Source organism: Pseudooceanicola sp. NS-SX8 (assembly GCF_057380755.1).
In genome coordinates this window covers 1,530,928-1,545,823 of record NZ_CM170819.1, presented here as the reverse complement: position 1 = coordinate 1,545,823, position 14,896 = coordinate 1,530,928, and the positions used below count along the sequence as shown (strand labels likewise).

At 62.6% G+C, this 14,896-nt stretch carries 17 protein-coding genes; 6 read left to right on the top strand and 11 right to left on the bottom strand.

What is annotated here, in order from left to right; translation table 11 throughout:
• The first annotated feature begins 605 nt into the window (after positions 1-605).
• Both AC2IR1_RS07085 and AC2IR1_RS07080 read left to right on the top strand, forming a co-directional pair.
• Positions 606-1,364, top strand: a complete 759-nt coding sequence (locus tag AC2IR1_RS07085; RefSeq protein ID WP_486475584.1) for a hypothetical protein — start codon at positions 606-608, stop codon at positions 1,362-1,364.
• 208 nt (positions 1,365-1,572) lie between these two features.
• The gene (locus AC2IR1_RS07080; protein WP_486475583.1) at positions 1,573-1,848 is read left to right on the top strand and encodes a hypothetical protein; all 276 of its coding nucleotides are present in this window, start codon (positions 1,573-1,575) and stop codon (positions 1,846-1,848) included.
• Positions 1,849-2,187: 339 nt separating this feature from the next.
• Here AC2IR1_RS07080 and AC2IR1_RS07075 read toward each other — a convergent pair whose 3' ends face one another.
• The 5 genes from AC2IR1_RS07075 to AC2IR1_RS07055 all read right to left on the bottom strand — a co-directional run bounded on the left by AC2IR1_RS07075 (position 2,188) and on the right by AC2IR1_RS07055 (position 6,134).
• Positions 2,188-3,465, bottom strand: a complete 1,278-nt coding sequence (locus AC2IR1_RS07075) for a hypothetical protein (protein WP_486475582.1) — start codon at positions 3,463-3,465, stop codon at positions 2,188-2,190.
• 412 nt (positions 3,466-3,877) lie between these two features.
• On the bottom strand, positions 3,878-4,693 hold the full coding sequence (locus tag AC2IR1_RS07070; RefSeq protein ID WP_486475581.1) for a DNA adenine methylase: 816 nt from the start codon (positions 4,691-4,693) through the stop codon (positions 3,878-3,880).
• Between the two features lie 128 nt (positions 4,694-4,821).
• A complete protein-coding gene (locus AC2IR1_RS07065) occupies positions 4,822-5,007 on the bottom strand; it encodes a hypothetical protein (RefSeq protein ID WP_486475580.1) in 186 nt (61 codons plus the stop codon).
• A gap of 150 nt (positions 5,008-5,157) precedes the next feature.
• A complete protein-coding gene (locus AC2IR1_RS07060; protein ID WP_486475579.1) occupies positions 5,158-5,409 on the bottom strand; it encodes a hypothetical protein in 252 nt (83 codons plus the stop codon).
• Entirely contained in the window at positions 5,406-6,134 is a 729-nt protein-coding gene (locus AC2IR1_RS07055; protein ID WP_486475578.1) for a lysozyme, read from the bottom strand. The genes AC2IR1_RS07060 and AC2IR1_RS07055 overlap by 4 nt, the downstream gene beginning before the upstream one ends.
• 129 nt (positions 6,135-6,263) lie before the next feature.
• Between AC2IR1_RS07055 and AC2IR1_RS07050 the strand changes: the two genes are divergently transcribed.
• Entirely contained in the window at positions 6,264-7,328 is a 1,065-nt protein-coding gene (locus AC2IR1_RS07050) for a tyrosine-type recombinase/integrase (RefSeq protein WP_486475577.1), read from the top strand.
• Positions 7,329-7,508: 180 nt separating this feature from the next.
• On the opposite strand, the gene AC2IR1_RS07045 is transcribed toward AC2IR1_RS07050, so the two are convergent.
• The 3 genes from AC2IR1_RS07045 to AC2IR1_RS07035 form a co-directional block, all read right to left on the bottom strand.
• Entirely contained in the window at positions 7,509-8,744 is a 1,236-nt protein-coding gene (locus tag AC2IR1_RS07045; RefSeq protein WP_486475576.1) for an NAD(P)/FAD-dependent oxidoreductase, read from the bottom strand.
• 235 nt (positions 8,745-8,979) lie between these two features.
• The gene (locus AC2IR1_RS07040) at positions 8,980-9,345 is read right to left on the bottom strand and encodes a phage holin family protein (protein WP_486475575.1); all 366 of its coding nucleotides are present in this window, start codon (positions 9,343-9,345) and stop codon (positions 8,980-8,982) included.
• 8 nt (positions 9,346-9,353) lie between these two features.
• Positions 9,354-9,713: an ElaB/YgaM/YqjD family protein gene (locus AC2IR1_RS07035; RefSeq protein WP_486475574.1), complete on the bottom strand. Its 360-nt coding sequence runs from the start codon at positions 9,711-9,713 to the stop codon at positions 9,354-9,356.
• Between the two features lie 170 nt (positions 9,714-9,883).
• Between AC2IR1_RS07035 and AC2IR1_RS07030 the strand changes: the two genes are divergently transcribed.
• Positions 9,884-10,561: a cupredoxin domain-containing protein gene (locus AC2IR1_RS07030; protein ID WP_486475573.1), complete on the top strand. Its 678-nt coding sequence runs from the start codon at positions 9,884-9,886 to the stop codon at positions 10,559-10,561.
• 16 nt (positions 10,562-10,577) lie between these two features.
• On the opposite strand, the gene AC2IR1_RS07025 is transcribed toward AC2IR1_RS07030, so the two are convergent.
• A complete protein-coding gene (locus AC2IR1_RS07025) occupies positions 10,578-11,270 on the bottom strand; it encodes an SOS response-associated peptidase (RefSeq protein WP_486475572.1) in 693 nt (230 codons plus the stop codon).
• Positions 11,271-11,276: 6 nt separating this feature from the next.
• Complete coding sequence (locus tag AC2IR1_RS07020; protein WP_486475571.1) at positions 11,277-11,585, bottom strand: DnaJ family domain-containing protein; 309 nt, start codon at positions 11,583-11,585, stop codon at positions 11,277-11,279.
• 494 nt (positions 11,586-12,079) lie between these two features.
• On the opposite strand from AC2IR1_RS07020, the gene AC2IR1_RS07015 reads away from it, so the two are divergent.
• Complete coding sequence (locus AC2IR1_RS07015; protein ID WP_486475570.1) at positions 12,080-12,454, top strand: hypothetical protein; 375 nt, start codon at positions 12,080-12,082, stop codon at positions 12,452-12,454.
• A gap of 208 nt (positions 12,455-12,662) precedes the next feature.
• Complete coding sequence (locus tag AC2IR1_RS07010; protein ID WP_486475569.1) at positions 12,663-13,052, top strand: hypothetical protein; 390 nt, start codon at positions 12,663-12,665, stop codon at positions 13,050-13,052.
• Positions 13,053-13,172: 120 nt separating this feature from the next.
• Here the strand turns inward: AC2IR1_RS07010 and AC2IR1_RS07005 are convergent, their stop codons facing one another.
• Positions 13,173-14,732: a bifunctional metallophosphatase/5'-nucleotidase gene (locus AC2IR1_RS07005; protein WP_486475568.1), complete on the bottom strand. Its 1,560-nt coding sequence runs from the start codon at positions 14,730-14,732 to the stop codon at positions 13,173-13,175.
• Positions 14,733-14,896 lie beyond the last annotated feature (164 nt).

The window sequence follows — 14,896 nt, the reverse complement described above, 5'->3', positions numbered from 1 at the left end:
ACGAGTTTCAGGAACTCAGAAATTGTTTCTTTCTCATTTTAGCTGAACACGTTGGGGGCATCTTCGTATTCTAGTGGCAACAAGTCGTCGACCATGTTGATCATCTCAAAGGCGCCAAACTTCGCGCAGCCTTCAAGAGACGAGTACATGTCGAGCAAATCGATCACTAGATTGCGAAGTCGTTGATAAACGAGCTGCGAACTTATGTCTTCCATGAGCTTATTTTGCATGGTTGGGCATTCTCCTCAAGAAGTAAGCCATCCACAACAGACACTATCCTATGGCCATTGCTGCGCCAGGACAGAAATAGGCGCTTCGAGTATGTCAGAGCAAGCTATGTCCGCTTCCTGCGCACCGCTGTCGTTCGTGACAAGCGCAGCGAATGGCAGCTCACCGCCCGAGTTGGCGCTTGGTGTCAGGCTGCTGCGAGCACATAGGGCGTCAAAGGACAGATCACCGGCCATCTGCCACACCTAGCGCCAAGCTCGCTGCTGAGGCAGAGACGAACACCCCAAGCGCGCTTTGAATTTGGCAAACGCTTGACAGATCGTGCTTCGCCTCGGAACATTTCGGGCATTTAATCAGCACCTTTCTGGAGCGCGGCGATGGACGACAACGCGACATATCAATTTATAAAACTCATCCTAGAGAACCTTTGGCCTATCGTTGGGCTGATCGTTGTATCCCTTGTCTGGGTCAAACGCACCGCCCTGTCGCAGGAATTGCCTAAGTATGTCTCGAAACTGAAAATCGGTCAGATGGAGATGGAATTTCGCGAGGTGAGGGAACAGCTGGAGGAGACCAAGGCGCAGGTTGCGGTTCTGGAAAATGATCTGGAGCAGGAACGCACCAGGTTCCTTGAATTAGCTGCTGGCTTCAATGCGCACGCACCTGTAGCCGAACTGGAGGGTGTCCGACAGGCGATCAAGGCTGAGGCGGGGACTTTAGACGATCTGGCGCCGGTCTATGACGGGCTAAAACCGGGGGCAACTGCAAATCAGGTCTATGCCGCCGCCGTGGTAATCCGGACTCTTCGTGATCCGCAGTTTTTTGATCCTCTGGTAGCTTGTCTAGATCGGCTGGCTGGCGACAAGAACCTGCAGGGCATCCGCTTGCATACGGTATGGACGCTAACGTCCGCGCTACACAAGATCTTGATTGCCGAGTTCAGCCATAAATCAATGCCCACACTGACGGTAGCGCAGCTGCGCGCGGCGCAAGCGATGCTGGACAAACTGATAGTCAATCCCCGCATAATACAAGATCGCCCCGACGATCCTGACAAGGGTGTCCGCGGCCCGGCCAGATGGTCGGCTAGCTGGATTGAAAAAGGGTTGGCGAAGCTGGAATTTCGGCAAGGCTGAAGGTCTGGTCTTAAAACGAAACTTCTGGTCGATTGGCTCAATGCCAATGTAGTGAACGACCGCTCCCCGCCCACTGCGGACCTTCATGCAAGGCGCGGTGGATGACCGGTTTCAGCCCGTAGGCGCCATTCGCATCAGGCCCTGCGAAGGCACGGTTCGAGCCAATGGCTACCTTGGCAGATAGCTCTAATCAGGTTAGAGATCTCAAATGTCTGAAATCGAGTTCGCCATACGTCTTGTGACACCTGAAATTCAGGAGCTGGTGGACTTGGTATTTGCAAATCTCTCAGGTGAGCCTGAGCCAGGAACGGCTTTAGAACAAGTTAACCTGAGAGGTGGCGACACGATTGTTTACGAGTTTCTAGGGCATGGAGAGTTTGGTTTGGCATTCGACCATCTCACGTACATGGTCGAGGTAACTGGCATTGAACTGACAACAGAAACGCGAGAGTCATTTGCAAAGATCTTAGCTTTGCTTCGCTAGAAGCACTGCATGGTGGCCACCTTACGCTTTGACAATATCTAAGTGGAATGAAAGCTTCGCCCGCAAAACTGTCTTAAGTGCGAGGCGCAGCGAATGACGGCTCCCCGCCCGTTGCGAACCTTCACGCCTGGCGCAGCATCGTGGCCAGCATAGGCACGAAGGGCGGAAAGCGGAAGTTCGCTGCAGTCAGCACCAAAGTCAGCTATGACGAGAGAGTGGACGCTGTGCTCGGCCTTCCTTGACCGATGGTGGGGAGAAATACCGGACGGTCAACATCCCGCTATCGGCGGGCCGAGCAAAGGAAAGAGAGCTTCGCGATCTTATTCGAAACTGCAATCCTCAAACGTTCGGTGTAGCATAGCCCGTTCTGTGATGCCTCAAAAGCCAACCTTTAGCTACAACCGAAATTGTTTTTCGACGGTGATCCGAGTCTTCTAACTCCGAAACAACGAGATCCGCCTGTTCCAGCTTCTGAACCTGTCCTCTCATGTTCTGAGAAGAATTGAACCCAAACTCTTCATGGTCAGATGGGCTAATGGAGCCGCCTCGTTCGCAAATATCATCGAACAACCTCCATGCGCGAGGTGGAACATTTATGGCATCCATGTACCGCTCACTTTGGTCGGCGATCCATACTTCAAAAAGCTGATCCAAGTTATCTGAGTTGTCGCTTACCTGTCCGCTATCATCTAACCAAAGTGAAAAATCGCCACAAAATTTCAACGTGTCGCGCAGATTTTCGTTGAGAATTCGAAATGCAAGCTGAAAGGATTTAGACCCTACAGGTGGGACCGCATCGGGGCGCAGCCTAAACTCGTCGACACGCGTGCGGACCAAGTCTTCAATTGCCTCCGCGTCGAGTGGCATAATCTCAATTGGCTCTTGCAAACGACCCTGCAGGCGTTGACTGCTGGCCACGCTCCTGACGATGCCCCTCGCCCCGCATACAACCCACCTAATTCCATGCTTCGAAAACAGGTCGTCGCGTAGAGCCTCCAATCGCTGACGTGCTACTTGATGGGTGTTAAGAATTTCAAGATTATCAATGACACAAATAATACCACCTTCGTCGTTGAAAGCCGATTTTAACAGGCGATCAACCAACGTGAAGAAACCATGGAGATCGAACCCAGAGGATTCGTTCGCTGACTTCCCCCCACCCAGTCCAAAAGACGCGACAGTAGCTGAGCCGCTAAAAAATAGAGGATTCTCAAGCCAGGCCTCGAGCGGCTTCAATCCGAATTGGAGGTCAAGCCGCTGGCGAAGCTCGCTTTCATGTTCTATGAAGTGCGAGGCAATTGCGGCGTAAATTTTTCTCTTGAAGTCAACTGCGGTATCCTCTGCTGTTAGCTGAACGGGATCTGGGAGTAGAATGAGGGAGCTTTTTCCCGACTTTGCAGTTTCATTTTGAATCTGGAAGGCTCCGACCAAAACAACACTAGTCTTCCCGACGCCATTAGGCCCTTCTATGGTAGTAACCGTTTTGAACTCGGTAATCCGATTTTTCAGCGATCGAAGCTCCTTCTGCCTTCCAACAAGCAAGCGTTCACCTCTAGCATTTCCCGAGACGGGGTGAGTGTCATAAAGGTTTTTCTGAAAACCGAATTCTTTCCACATGTATAGGCACACCTAAGGCTTGGCAGATCTGAAGGAGTTCAACGCGGCCACCTTAACTTCATGAAGTTCCACAAACAATATTCCAACTGCGCTTCCTCAGAAATCGCCTGAGGCTACGGTGCTGATCAAAGGCTAGCCGCTCGTCTCGTGTCGATAGTTTCGGGTGCGCTTATCAGTATCACATAGTGGTTCGCGTGCCGCAGGAAACTGAGAGGGTAGCGCCTATCTTAGGGGTGTCGCTCCAGAGTGCGTGTGGTAGCCAAGGGCTGACACCGGTCATCCACCGAGCTTGGCGCGAAAGTCCGGTAAGGGCCGGAAGTGCCGACCGCTCACTGACGCCCCGGCCCGACGTCGCCAACCTATATGCCCGGCCGGCGCCCGCAAATCTCGCTGCGAGCGTCGGTCCTTCCCCCTAGAGAAGCCCCACGCGCACCTCTCGATTTGAAATGATCAGCTCCTTCGCCTCAGACGCGCCGGCCTTCGACACCGTGTACTTCAGCGTCACCGGATCCATGTGGAACGCCGCGAACAGCGCGCGGATCTCCGGGCGGCCGTTGATCGATAGCAGGAACGCACCGCGGATCTCTCCCAGTAGCTCCGCCATCTGTGCAAACTGGTCGGCGGCAAACAAGCCCTTGCCGTAGTTATCTTCGCCGCCCCAGTAAGGCGGATCGAGGTAGAACAGCGTCCCCGGCCCATCGTAGCGGCGGATCAGCTCCGCCCAGTCCAGGTTCTCGAAGATCACACCGTCGAGCCGTTCATGCGCGGCCTCCAGCAGAGGCTCCAATCGCGCCAGGCTGAACCGGCCGCCTCGGTCATGGGCGACGCCGAACACCCCGCCCAACTTGCCACCGAAGGCCAGTCGCTGCAGGTAGAGGAACCGGGCCGCACGCTCCAGGTCGGTCAGCTGCGCCGGATCCACGGCGCGCAGGCGTTCGAACTCCCGGCGGGAGGTGATCTGGAAGCGCATCACGTCCAGCAGCTGCGGATAGTGCCGCTGCAGGATGCGGAAGAGGTTCGTGACCTCGCCGTCCAGGTCGTTGGCCACCTCGCATTTCGGGCGCCAGGAGCGACGCAGAAAGACCCCGTCCATGCCCAGGAAGGGCTCGGCATAGGTCGCATGCGGGATCGCCTCGATCCGGTCGATGATCGTGCGGTGAAGGGCCTTCTTGCCCCCACGCCAGGGCGCCACCGGCGCGGCCGGGGTCACCTTCGTCGTTGTGTTCATGAAAGGTTCCAGTCACAAACGCCCGGCTCTTGCAAGAGTGCGGGCGGCGATTCTGGTTTGTCCTCGCCGGCGCAGCCGGTCTGCAAACTGGGCTGCGTGGTGGCGGTGTTGACGCACCGCCGCCCCCGTCAGGGGGCCATCGCCTCCGCCCCGGCGTCATCGCCAGGCCGGACGGAAAGGATGTCTGCCATCGGGTCCCAGGCCCATGCGGCCCGGCGCGCGGCCGCTTCGTCGGGCGCCTCGAAGACCAGCTCCCGGGCCGGGTGATCGTAGCCGAAGGCGCGATTTTCCATCTTCACCCAGTAGCGGCGCATGCGGCCTCCCAGGTGGCATTTGTCTTGAGATCCCGGCGCAGGTTCCAGGGCGCATGCGCTGCGCGCCAGTCGATCTCTTCCTGGGTGAACCGCCGCAGCTCCTCGACATCGCAGAAGGCCGGACCAGGCGGCGGCGCGGGTGCGACCGGATCAGGGCGCAGGCAGGATCCAGCGCCCAGGCACAGAACCAGCCAGATCGGTATCGGGTATCGCGTCCACCGCATGGTCACGCTCCTTGTCGGCAATGATGTCGGAGAGGCGGCCGGTGCATCCGACCAGCCGGGTCTGCAGCGCGCCCTGCTCCGCCTGCAGCGTGGCGAGGCGGGCGGAGAGGCGCCAGGCCTGCCCTGCGCACAGCACCAGGGCAGCGAGGAGCGCGCCGAAGACCACGCGGCCGATCATGCCAATGCCCCGAGGCAGATGCCCTGCTCCCTGCCCCGGCGGTTCACCAGCCCCTGCCAGACCTTTCCGCCAGCCCACCTCCAGCTCGGCAGCATGTCGCAGAACCGGCGCCACTCGCCAGCGCGCAGGGCCCCGCCGGTGTTTTCGGAGCGGATGAGGCGCGTCAGGCCGATGTTGTAGGCCAGCGACAACGCGGCGACCTGGACGCCCACTGGCGCGGCCTCCAGCTTCGGGAAGGCTGCCTGCAGCTCGACGTAGAACTGCGCCAGGCGGTCCTCCAGCAGTGCATCGCATTGGGCCCTGGTGTAGTGGGCCTGCGGCTCGCCCTCGGTCTCGCCGTAGCACCAGGTCAACACGCCGACCACGTCCTGATAGGGCTCCAGCCGCAGCCCCTCGAACTCGCCGACCAACGGCACGGCCATCGCCAGGACCGCCGCCACCAGCCCGGCTTTCGCGCGGCCGCTGCGCGGAAGGCCCAGGGCGCCGTCCTCCTCGATCAGGAAGTCTTCCAGCTTGGCCTGCAGGATGACCCGGGCGGGAATGGCCAGGGCCGTGAGGATCCCGGCCAGCACTGCGAAGGTCAGCGCATCGAGGCCGAGGAGTTCCGCATCGAGGAGCGACAGCGCGACCGACGCGAAGATCAGCAGCACCGACAGCGCCATGAGCCAGACCGAGAAGGCCCCGCGCAGCACATCGCGCCAGTTGTAGACAAGTTTCAGTTTCATGGGGATCTCCGGGAATGGAAAAGCCCCGCGCGATGCGCAGGGCTTGGAGGGTTTCAACGGATGATGGCCTTACCCCGGGAGACAAGCCGCAGAGGATAGACGTAAACCCCTGTCCTGGACCTCAGCGCAATGAAGATCCGTTACCCGGGCCTGCTGGCAGAGACATTGCCCTCCGGCTCCGTCCGCTTCCGCGTACGCGTCGAGGGGGACAAGACTAGGCGCATCCCTTTGTCAGTCGGGCCAGATCATCCCCAGTTCGTGGAAATCTACCGCGCTGCTCGCGCGGGTGTGCGCCTGGAACCGGTATCCACTCCTGAGGAACGCGCCATTCGCTACTCCATCGGCTGGATCGCCGCAAAGCACCTGGCGGCCATGGAACGCGACGTGAAGGCCGGCGCCACATCGCCGCTCACCCTCAAGAAGCGGATCGGGGTCATGAAGGTTCTGACCGACAGGTATGCCGACTACGCGATGTCGATGCCCCAGACCAAGCTGATCGAGCTGCGCGACGAGTTCGTCGCGACACCGGCTCGCGCCGACAGCATCATCGAGGGCATCCGCTCCATGTATCGCTGGGCCTGCGAACGAGGCCTTTGCGAGGTGAACCCGGCTGTCGGCATCGCGCGCATCGACGCAGGAAAAGGCGGCGCGGTTCCCTGGTCTTCCGAGGACCTGAAGAAATTCAGAGCCTACCATCCGGCTGGCACCACGCCCCACCTGTGCCTCACGCTGCTGATGTTCACCGCCTGCCGGATCGGCGATGCGATCTGGCTTGGCCGCGAGCATGAGACCAAGGTGCAGGGCATCCAGGCGCTCCGCTGGCAGCCCTCCAAGCGCGGGTCTGCCGTGGTCACTATCCCGATGCTGCCCCCTCTTCATCGCGCCACCCGAGCCGCGTCGATCCAGGGCAAGAGTTACCTTCTTAACGCGAAGGGTGAGCCGTTCGCCACGCCAGACTCTCTGGGCACCATGTTCCGTCGCTGGTGCGATGCGGCCGGCCTCGCAGGGCGCTCCGCACACGGGGTTCGCAAGGCCGCAGGACACCTGCTCGCACAGGAAGGCTGTTCGCAATATCAGATCATGACGATCCACGGCCACACACAGGCCCAGACCTCGGAAATCTACACGAAGGGCGTTGATCGCTGGAAGCTAGCCAAGGCTGCGATGACCAGCCTGGAAGGGATGGAATGGTGAAAATACCGTGGGACACCACGCCCGTAACCCATTGAGTTTATTACACCGACGTCACCCTCGCCATGGGCCACTTCAGCGTTGAAAAGACAGGATAAATTCCCAGTCTCCGTATCCCGTCGCCCGCTCCAAATCCCCCCCTTTTTCACCATGCAGACGCAGACCACGCAGGCACGCCTTAGGTCAGGTGAAACGCGAGGGTAGACAAGGGGTTGGATCTACCTGGTGCGGAAGCTCGTAGATCATTTCCGCCAGGATACGCCCTGTCGTGGCCGCGAGGGTCAGCCCCAGGTGCCCATGGCCGAACGCGAGCAGGATCCGCTCCTGCCCCGGGACCGGCCCGATGGCCGGCAGGGTGTCCGGGATCGACGGGCGGAACCCCATCCAACGCTGCTCCCCGTCGCGGTTCAGGCCCGGCAGGACCGTTTCGGCATGCCGCGCCATCGCCTCCGCACGCGACCAGCGCGGCGGCGCCTTCAGCCCGCCAAGTTCCACCCGGCCGCCGATCCGCAGGCCCATGTTCATCGGGGTCATGTAGTAGCCACGTTCGGGCAGGCAGACAGGCCGGTTCAGCGTCACCCCCGGCGCCGGCAGCGTCACGTTGTAGCCGCGCTCCGTGTCCAGCGGCACGTCGATCCCCAATGGCTTCGACAGCGCGGCCGAATGTGCCCCGCAGGCGATGATCGCACGATCGAAATCCCGCGTGCCGCCGCCGGCAAAGGACAGGCGGACACCGGTTTCCGTGGGCAGGATTGCGGTCACTTCTCCCTGCCGCAGCTCCACCCCACGCGACCGGGCGGCGGAGGCGAGACGCTCTGCAAGGGATTGAGGATTAAGAGAGTGCGACAGGTCGGTCAGCAGGACCCCGACGGTGTAATCATGCGACAGCGCCGGTTCCAGGTCCCGCAGGGTCTGGCCCATGACAAGGTCGAAGGGAATGCCGTGATCTGCCATGATCTGCCACTCCGGCAGGGAGGCATCGAGGCTGCGACGATGGCGATAGACATGCAGCCCCCCGTGCGAAACCCGCAGGTCCTCTGTCCCGGTATCGGCCAGCACGCGGTCCCAGTCGTTGCGGACATGCGCCATCAGCGCAGAGAGCGCCTCTGTGCTGCGCGCCACCCGTTCCGGGGTGCCTTCCCGCATGAAGGCAATGAGCCAGGGCGCCAGCTTGGGCAGGTGGCTCCAACGGATGGAGAGCGCGCCGTTGCCATCCAGCAGCATGCGCGGCACTTCCCTGCGCAGACCGGGACGGGCTTCGGGCAGAACGGCGTAATCGGCAAAAATCCCGGCATTTCCACGGGATGCGCCTGCGGCGACGCCTTCGCGATCGTAGATCGCAACCTCTGCCCCCTGCGCGCGCAATGCCAGCGCGGCATTGAGCCCGATAATTCCTGCCCCAACAATGGCGATACGCATCTGGTCCCCGCGACCCAACTGACCCTCCATCGGCAGGAAAAATCAATTCCTGCCCGGAAGAAAGAGGCGGCAATCAACCAGAGGTGAAAAAGCCGTGTCAGCGGCATTCTTGCATCGGAGAGGCAAAAAGCAGGCAAGCCCCTGCCCTGACTTCGGGCAAGAGGCGGCAAAAACCCTGCATTTCAAAGCCGCCGCCCCGGGGAGCAGGACAGCGGGCGTGGCTTTCTCCGGCGGCTTACTCCGCCGGGGGGTGGGGATCGGGGCGACGGGTCGCGCCTGCCGCCATGCCTGCCCCCACGCCCTGCATCAGGGCGGCGAACAGCCCCGCCGCGGAGGCCGCGGGCGGCGGTGGGACATCACGCGGGTGCGCCATGGGCACCGGCCGCGTCCGACGCGACAACGCCAGGAGGATCAGGCCCACGCCCACATAGATGCCCCCGATCACCGTGGCGGCGAAGAGCGCGTCCCGCATCTCCTCCAGCAGCATCCAGAGCGCCGCCGTCAGGAAGCCCGTCCCGATACCGATAAGCACCAGTGCGGCAAGGGAATATCCGGCGCGCTGCGCAGCACGCCGGAGCCCGTAACTGAACGAACCGAACATCCCGTGCCTCAGCGGCGGGACAGGAACAGGCCGAGCAGGAAGCCGACACCGCCGGCAACGGCCATGGCCGCCCCCGGGTTTTCCCGCACCGCGCCTTCGGCCTGGGAATAGGCCGCGCGGGCGCGGGCCTCTGCATCATGCAGACCGGCTTCGGCATCCGCCTTCAGCTTCTCCGCACGGGCGCGGGCCTCTGCACTGACCTGCTCCTTCTGGGACTTGCCATAGGCGGCCAGAGTACGGGTCAACTCCGCCACGTCGGCGCGCACGGCATCGAGCTGTGCCTGGATCGCGGCAGGATCACCGGGCTCGAAGCCCTTGGAACTAGAGGTGGAATTAGAGGAATTTGCAGCAGCTTTTGCGGTCGCCATATCTCTGTCTCCTTCGCGGGGATTGCGATGTTCTTCGCTTTATCAACGCACAACCCCGGGTCAGGTTCCACCGCCAAGGCCCCGCGAACGGATCATTCCATTGGTCCAAAAACAGCCGCATTCTGTCGATAGGTCTAGGGGAATTGATTCCGCCAACCGTGATCTGCCCGATGTCCAAGACCCGCCTCCACCGCCCTACCCCGCTGTTTTCGCAGAAGAATGCGACGGTGATCACGGCTGCGGTCCTGTTGGCACTGATGATCGCGGGCGCCGGCCCGCAGGCGGCCATGGCCGACTACTACCACCACGATGACGGGGGCCCGTACGACGGTGGTGGCGGCTCGGGAGATAGCTCCGACAGTGGCGGGACGACGGAAGAGGAAGAAGAGGATCCGATCGAGGAGACAGGGGTCACCCATGTCATCTATCTCCTTCGTTACATGTTCTTTCCCGACGTCGTCCACGCGGTGGAAGGCGATGCGCTCATGTTCGTCAACGTCAGCTCCAACAGCCAGGAGATCACCGCGGATGACGATAGCTGGACCTCGGGCGACATGGATTACGGGGACACCTACACCGTGATCGTCGATGCCGATGGAGAGCTCGATTACAGCGGGGTCACGACCTATTCTTACGGGAAGAACACCTACACCTACACCTATGACGGCGGCGTGTCCCTGGACGTGAACGACGACGAGACGGATCCGGACACCTACCCCTACCTGAACACCAGCCTGGCAGAGGAACTGAACCTGTCCGAGGTTGAAACCGCCATCGAAGAGACGCGGACCCATGTCTACGTCGTCGATACCGAAGGCAACGTGGTGAACCAGCCCGCCACCAACTGACCCCGCAGGGCATAGGTCAATGCCCTGAAATCAAATCACTTTCAGCGCCATCTTCGAAGGGCTCGATCAGGTCGGGGCCTTCGGCACGGTTGGAGTTGACGGCGGTGGAGACACGCCAGGCCGTCAGCGTGTCATCCGGGGCAGGACGCATCAGGCGCGCGGCACCGTGGCCTGCCTCCCCCAGCCAGAGGGGCCAGTCGTCGGGGGAGATCACCACGGGCATGCGGTGGTGGACAGGGGCCATCAGGCCGTTGGCCGAAGTGGTCACGAGCGCCAGCGTCGAACAGCGCGCCTCCCCCTGGCCCCAGTCCTGCCAGATGCCTGCCAGAACCAGCGGATCACCGTCTGCCCGGCGGAAGAACCAGGGCAGTTTCTGCCCGCCCTCCCGGTGCCATTCGTAGAACCCCGTGACCGGAACGAGGCAGCGGCGTGACCTGCAAGCCTCTCTGAACGCTGGCTTTTCCGCGATGGTTTCGGCGCGGGCGTTGATCAGGAGGGGACCGTCGGTGGGGGAGCTGTACCAGCTGGGAAGAAAGCCCCACCGCATCGGCAGATAGCGACGCGCCTCCCCTTCGGAGAGGACAACGGCCAGCGGTTCGGTCGGGCAGAGGTTGTAGTTCGGCACATCCGGCAGATCGTTCGCCGGACGGGCCGAGAAAAGCCGGGCCATGGCATCATGCGGCAGGGTGTTGGCGATGCGTCCGCACATCAGGGATCAGCGGCCATGCGCCTTGCGGGCCAGGTCGATCCGCGCATCCATCATCGAGATCTCCTTCATGATCTCGGTCCGGCGGGTGCGGTCATGCTCCTCTGCCAGCTCCTGCCGGAGGGCCTGCAACTCCCTGGAAAGGGTGACGAATTCAGGTTGCCCCCCGGCCTCTTTCACGAGCCGGTTGAGCAGCGCGTTTTCGGGATCATCGCATTTGGGCAGGGGCTTGCCGGCGCCGGGCAGGTTGTCGAATTCGCCGCGGGCCTCTGCCTCGGCGATGCGGGCGCTGATGAGGTCGAGAAGGGGGTGATCCATGGGCCTCTCCTTTCCCAGAAGATAGGGCCGGTCCCCCGCAGGGCGCAAGGGAGGGCGGCAGCTATGAACGAAATCTGACCGGGGCGCGCAGAACGTCGGTACTGCACTGCGGCGAATCAGACTTTCTCAACCAAGTTTAACAGGGGTTTCGGGCCGAAATCGGCACGTCGGTATCACGTCGGTATTACGTCGGTATCGCGGCGGTGCGGCATGCGCGGAACCGGCCCGGGTTAACGCAGCGCACGCAGGGTCGCGGTGGCTGCGCGCTGAACACCGGGTCGAACGCCCGGCGGGCCGCAGGGCCGCACGCCTGCCTGCCGGCCAGGGTGCGCCCTTGCGCGCCCCGGCGCACGATAAATTATCACCTTGAATTTACGCGTTTTTTCCCGGAAGCTAGGGGCCGACGGGAGCGAACTGACCGAAGTCGGCATTTCCCCTGTCTTGCCAGGGCCCGCCCCGGGCCCCTGCTCCTGAAGTTCGATCAAGGTGATCTCATGCGGAAATTCCTGCTTCTTGCCCCGGCACTGCCCGCGCTGGCACTGTCCCTTTCCCTTGCAGCCCCGGCCCAGGCGGATCCCGCCCTTGGCTTCGGCCTGTCCGTCTCCTTCGGGCCGGCCGGCCCGCAGACCGGCGTTGGCGTCCGCGTCTTCTCCGACGACGAGGAAGACAGCGCGGCGGCGATGCTTGGCCTCGACTACCAGTTCGGCAGCGGTGACTGGCGTGCCAGCCTGGGCGCGGCCTACCTGGGCGAAGGCTATTACCTGGGTGGCGATGTCGGCTACGGCCTGATGGGCGGCGGCATCGACTTCGGCGCCACGGGCGGCTGGGCCGATACGCAGGAAGACAGCCCGCAACAGCAACCCGACTGACGCCGCCCCGGGGCGGGCGATGACCGCCCCCGGCGCCCGGCGAGGCACCCTGCCAGTCGCGAAGGCCCGTCGTTTCGGCGGGCCTTTTCACGTCGCGCCCTGCGGCGCCTTTCCGCTGATGACGAAAGTTTGCATTTGACGGCACCGCCGCGCTGACCAGTTTGACGACAGAGCCGGCGGAAGCCCGGCGTTATCGAGCGAGACAGAAATGCGTACCCCCATTCATACCCTGCGCGGCCTTGCCGCGCTTGCCACGGGCCCTGCCCTGGCGCTTTGCCTTTCCCTGCCCCTGGCCCTGCCGATGGCCACCCCCGCCCAGGCGGGCCCTGCCCTGGGCATCGGCATGTCCATCGCCTTTGGCCCCGGTGGCGCACAGCCCGGCGCGGGCGCGCGGCTGTTCTGGGATGACAACGACCACCAGCTGACCGGCAGCCTGGGCGTGGATTACCAGTTCAACGGCGGCGGCATCCGCCCGAACGTCGGCGCGGCCTACCTGGGCGACGGGTTCTACGTGGGAGGCGATGTCGGCTACAACCTGAACAGCCGGGGCGTGGACCTGGGCACCTCTGCCGGCTGGGCGGATACCTCCAACAACTGATCGCGGCCCGCACCGCGCGGCCCAGGTTGCAGAAGGCCCAAATGCAGAAGGCCCGCCGGAGAACCGGCGGGCCTTCGTGTTTCCCGGGTCCCGACCCGCGGGATCCGGCGGCGGCACGCGTCACTTCACGGTGATGCGGCCGTCCGTGTAGGGCTGGTAGGGCGCGTTGGCGATGATGTAGGCCGCGGTGACATCGGCCAGGTCGGGGCCGTAGTCGTAGGCGTTCATCGCGTCCTTGAACATCTTGTAGCCGTCACCGCCGTTGCGGACGTAGTTGTTGGAGACCACGCCGTAGACCTTTTCCGGGTCGATCGGTTCATCGCCGACCATGACGTCGGAGATGCGGGAGCCGACTTCGGCGTTGGGATCGACGGTGAAGGAGACACCGGCCACCTGCGGGAAGCGGCCCGCGCCGTCAGCCATTTCGGACACGCCGTTTTCCAGCGCTTCCACGAAGGTGGCGCCGGTGACCTGGAAGGTCGACAGGGTGTTCTGGAACGGCAGGACGGAGATCACCTCGCCCATGGTAACCTCACCGGCGTCGATGGAGGCGCGCAGGCCGCCGCCGTTCTGGATGGCGATCTGGATGCCCTGATCCTTCACGCGGTCCAGCATGGCATCGGCCACCAGGTTGCCCATGGAGCATTCCACGGCACGGCAGACGGTGCGGTCGCCTTCGATCTTCTCGGCGGCGTCGGCCACGACGGTCGCCTTCATCTCTTCCAGCGGCTTGGCCAGTTCGGCCACACGGGCCTTGGTGGCTTCGTCCTCGGCCACGGAGGCGTCGATCAGGATCGGCGCGCCGGTGATCTCGGTCAGGGTGCCTTCGTCGTCGAAGGTCAGCTGCAGGTCGCCCAGGTACTTGCCGTAGGCATAGGCGGTGACGACGGGCACGTCGCCGACCATGGTCGGGTAGGCGCCGGCGGCGCCGTCCATGTCCCCCAGCAGGGTGTGGGAGTGGCCGCCGATGACCAGGTCGACACCGTCCAGTTCGGAGGCGAGGCGCTGATCCTCGTTGTAGCCGACGTGGGACAGCAGGATGATCTTGTTGACGCCTTCGGCGGTCAGCTTGTCGATCTCTGCCTGGGCGGCGGGGGCCACGGCGGAGAAGATCACGTTGTCGCCCGGGGAGGAGGTTTCCGCGGTATCCTCGGCCAGCACCGAGATGACGCCGATCTTTTCGGAGCCCGGGGTCAGGACGACGGAGGTCGCCACGCGGTCGGCCAGGAGCGGCTCGCCCGAGACGTCGATGTTGGCGGAAAGGACCGGGAATTCGACCTTGTCGAGGAAGTCCGACAGGCCCTGCGGGCCCTTGTCGAATTCGTGGTTGCCGACGGCCATGGCGTCATAGCCGATCTTGGTCATGAATTCGGCGGCCAGGTCACCGGCGTATTCGGTGAAGAACAGCGAGCCCTGGAACTGGTCGCCTGCGTCGAGCAGCAGGACATCGCCGGGTGCGGCGGCGCGGGCGTCGGCCACGGCGGTGACCATGCGTGCGATACCGCCGAAGCACTTGCCTTCGGCGTTGTCATCTTCACCGCAGGTCGAGTCGTACTTGCTGATCGGGTCGAAACGATCGTGGAAGTCGTTGGTATGCAGGATGGTCAGCGAATAGTCGGCCATTGCGGACCCGGCGCTGAGCGCCAGGACGGCCACGCTCGTCAGAAGACGGACGGACATGCGGTATCTCCCCTTTTGGATACTGTCGTGCCGGAGATGCTGCCCCGGTCATGCGGGAGGAGTCAAAGCCGAACTCTGCGTCAGGGGTATGACAGATGCCGGCGGCGGGGTGTCGCTGACCGGATGATCAAAAAATTTACATTTCTGTTACATGGGCGTGACCG

Bases quoted from the DNA above. Each gene is read 5' to 3' on its own strand.
- AC2IR1_RS07085 (WP_486475584.1), top strand. From the start codon at position 606: ATGGACGACAACGCGACATATCAATTTATAAAACTCATCCTAGAGAAC.
- AC2IR1_RS07080 (WP_486475583.1), top strand. From the start codon at position 1,573: ATGTCTGAAATCGAGTTCGCCATACGTCTTGTGACACCTGAAATTCAG.
- AC2IR1_RS07075 (WP_486475582.1), bottom strand. From the start codon at position 3,465: ATGTGGAAAGAATTCGGTTTTCAGAAAAACCTTTATGACACTCACCCC.
- AC2IR1_RS07070 (WP_486475581.1), bottom strand. From the start codon at position 4,693: ATGAACACAACGACGAAGGTGACCCCGGCCGCGCCGGTGGCGCCCTGG.
- AC2IR1_RS07065 (WP_486475580.1), bottom strand. From the start codon at position 5,007: ATGCGCCGCTACTGGGTGAAGATGGAAAATCGCGCCTTCGGCTACGAT.
- AC2IR1_RS07060 (WP_486475579.1), bottom strand. From the start codon at position 5,409: ATGATCGGCCGCGTGGTCTTCGGCGCGCTCCTCGCTGCCCTGGTGCTG.
- AC2IR1_RS07055 (WP_486475578.1), bottom strand. From the start codon at position 6,134: ATGAAACTGAAACTTGTCTACAACTGGCGCGATGTGCTGCGCGGGGCC.
- AC2IR1_RS07050 (WP_486475577.1), top strand. From the start codon at position 6,264: ATGAAGATCCGTTACCCGGGCCTGCTGGCAGAGACATTGCCCTCCGGC.
- AC2IR1_RS07045 (WP_486475576.1), bottom strand. From the start codon at position 8,744: ATGCGTATCGCCATTGTTGGGGCAGGAATTATCGGGCTCAATGCCGCG.
- AC2IR1_RS07040 (WP_486475575.1), bottom strand. From the start codon at position 9,345: ATGTTCGGTTCGTTCAGTTACGGGCTCCGGCGTGCTGCGCAGCGCGCC.
- AC2IR1_RS07035 (WP_486475574.1), bottom strand. From the start codon at position 9,713: ATGGCGACCGCAAAAGCTGCTGCAAATTCCTCTAATTCCACCTCTAGT.
- AC2IR1_RS07030 (WP_486475573.1), top strand. From the start codon at position 9,884: ATGTCCAAGACCCGCCTCCACCGCCCTACCCCGCTGTTTTCGCAGAAG.
- AC2IR1_RS07025 (WP_486475572.1), bottom strand. From the start codon at position 11,270: ATGTGCGGACGCATCGCCAACACCCTGCCGCATGATGCCATGGCCCGG.
- AC2IR1_RS07020 (WP_486475571.1), bottom strand. From the start codon at position 11,585: ATGGATCACCCCCTTCTCGACCTCATCAGCGCCCGCATCGCCGAGGCA.
- AC2IR1_RS07015 (WP_486475570.1), top strand. From the start codon at position 12,080: ATGCGGAAATTCCTGCTTCTTGCCCCGGCACTGCCCGCGCTGGCACTG.
- AC2IR1_RS07010 (WP_486475569.1), top strand. From the start codon at position 12,663: ATGCGTACCCCCATTCATACCCTGCGCGGCCTTGCCGCGCTTGCCACG.
- AC2IR1_RS07005 (WP_486475568.1), bottom strand. From the start codon at position 14,732: ATGTCCGTCCGTCTTCTGACGAGCGTGGCCGTCCTGGCGCTCAGCGCC.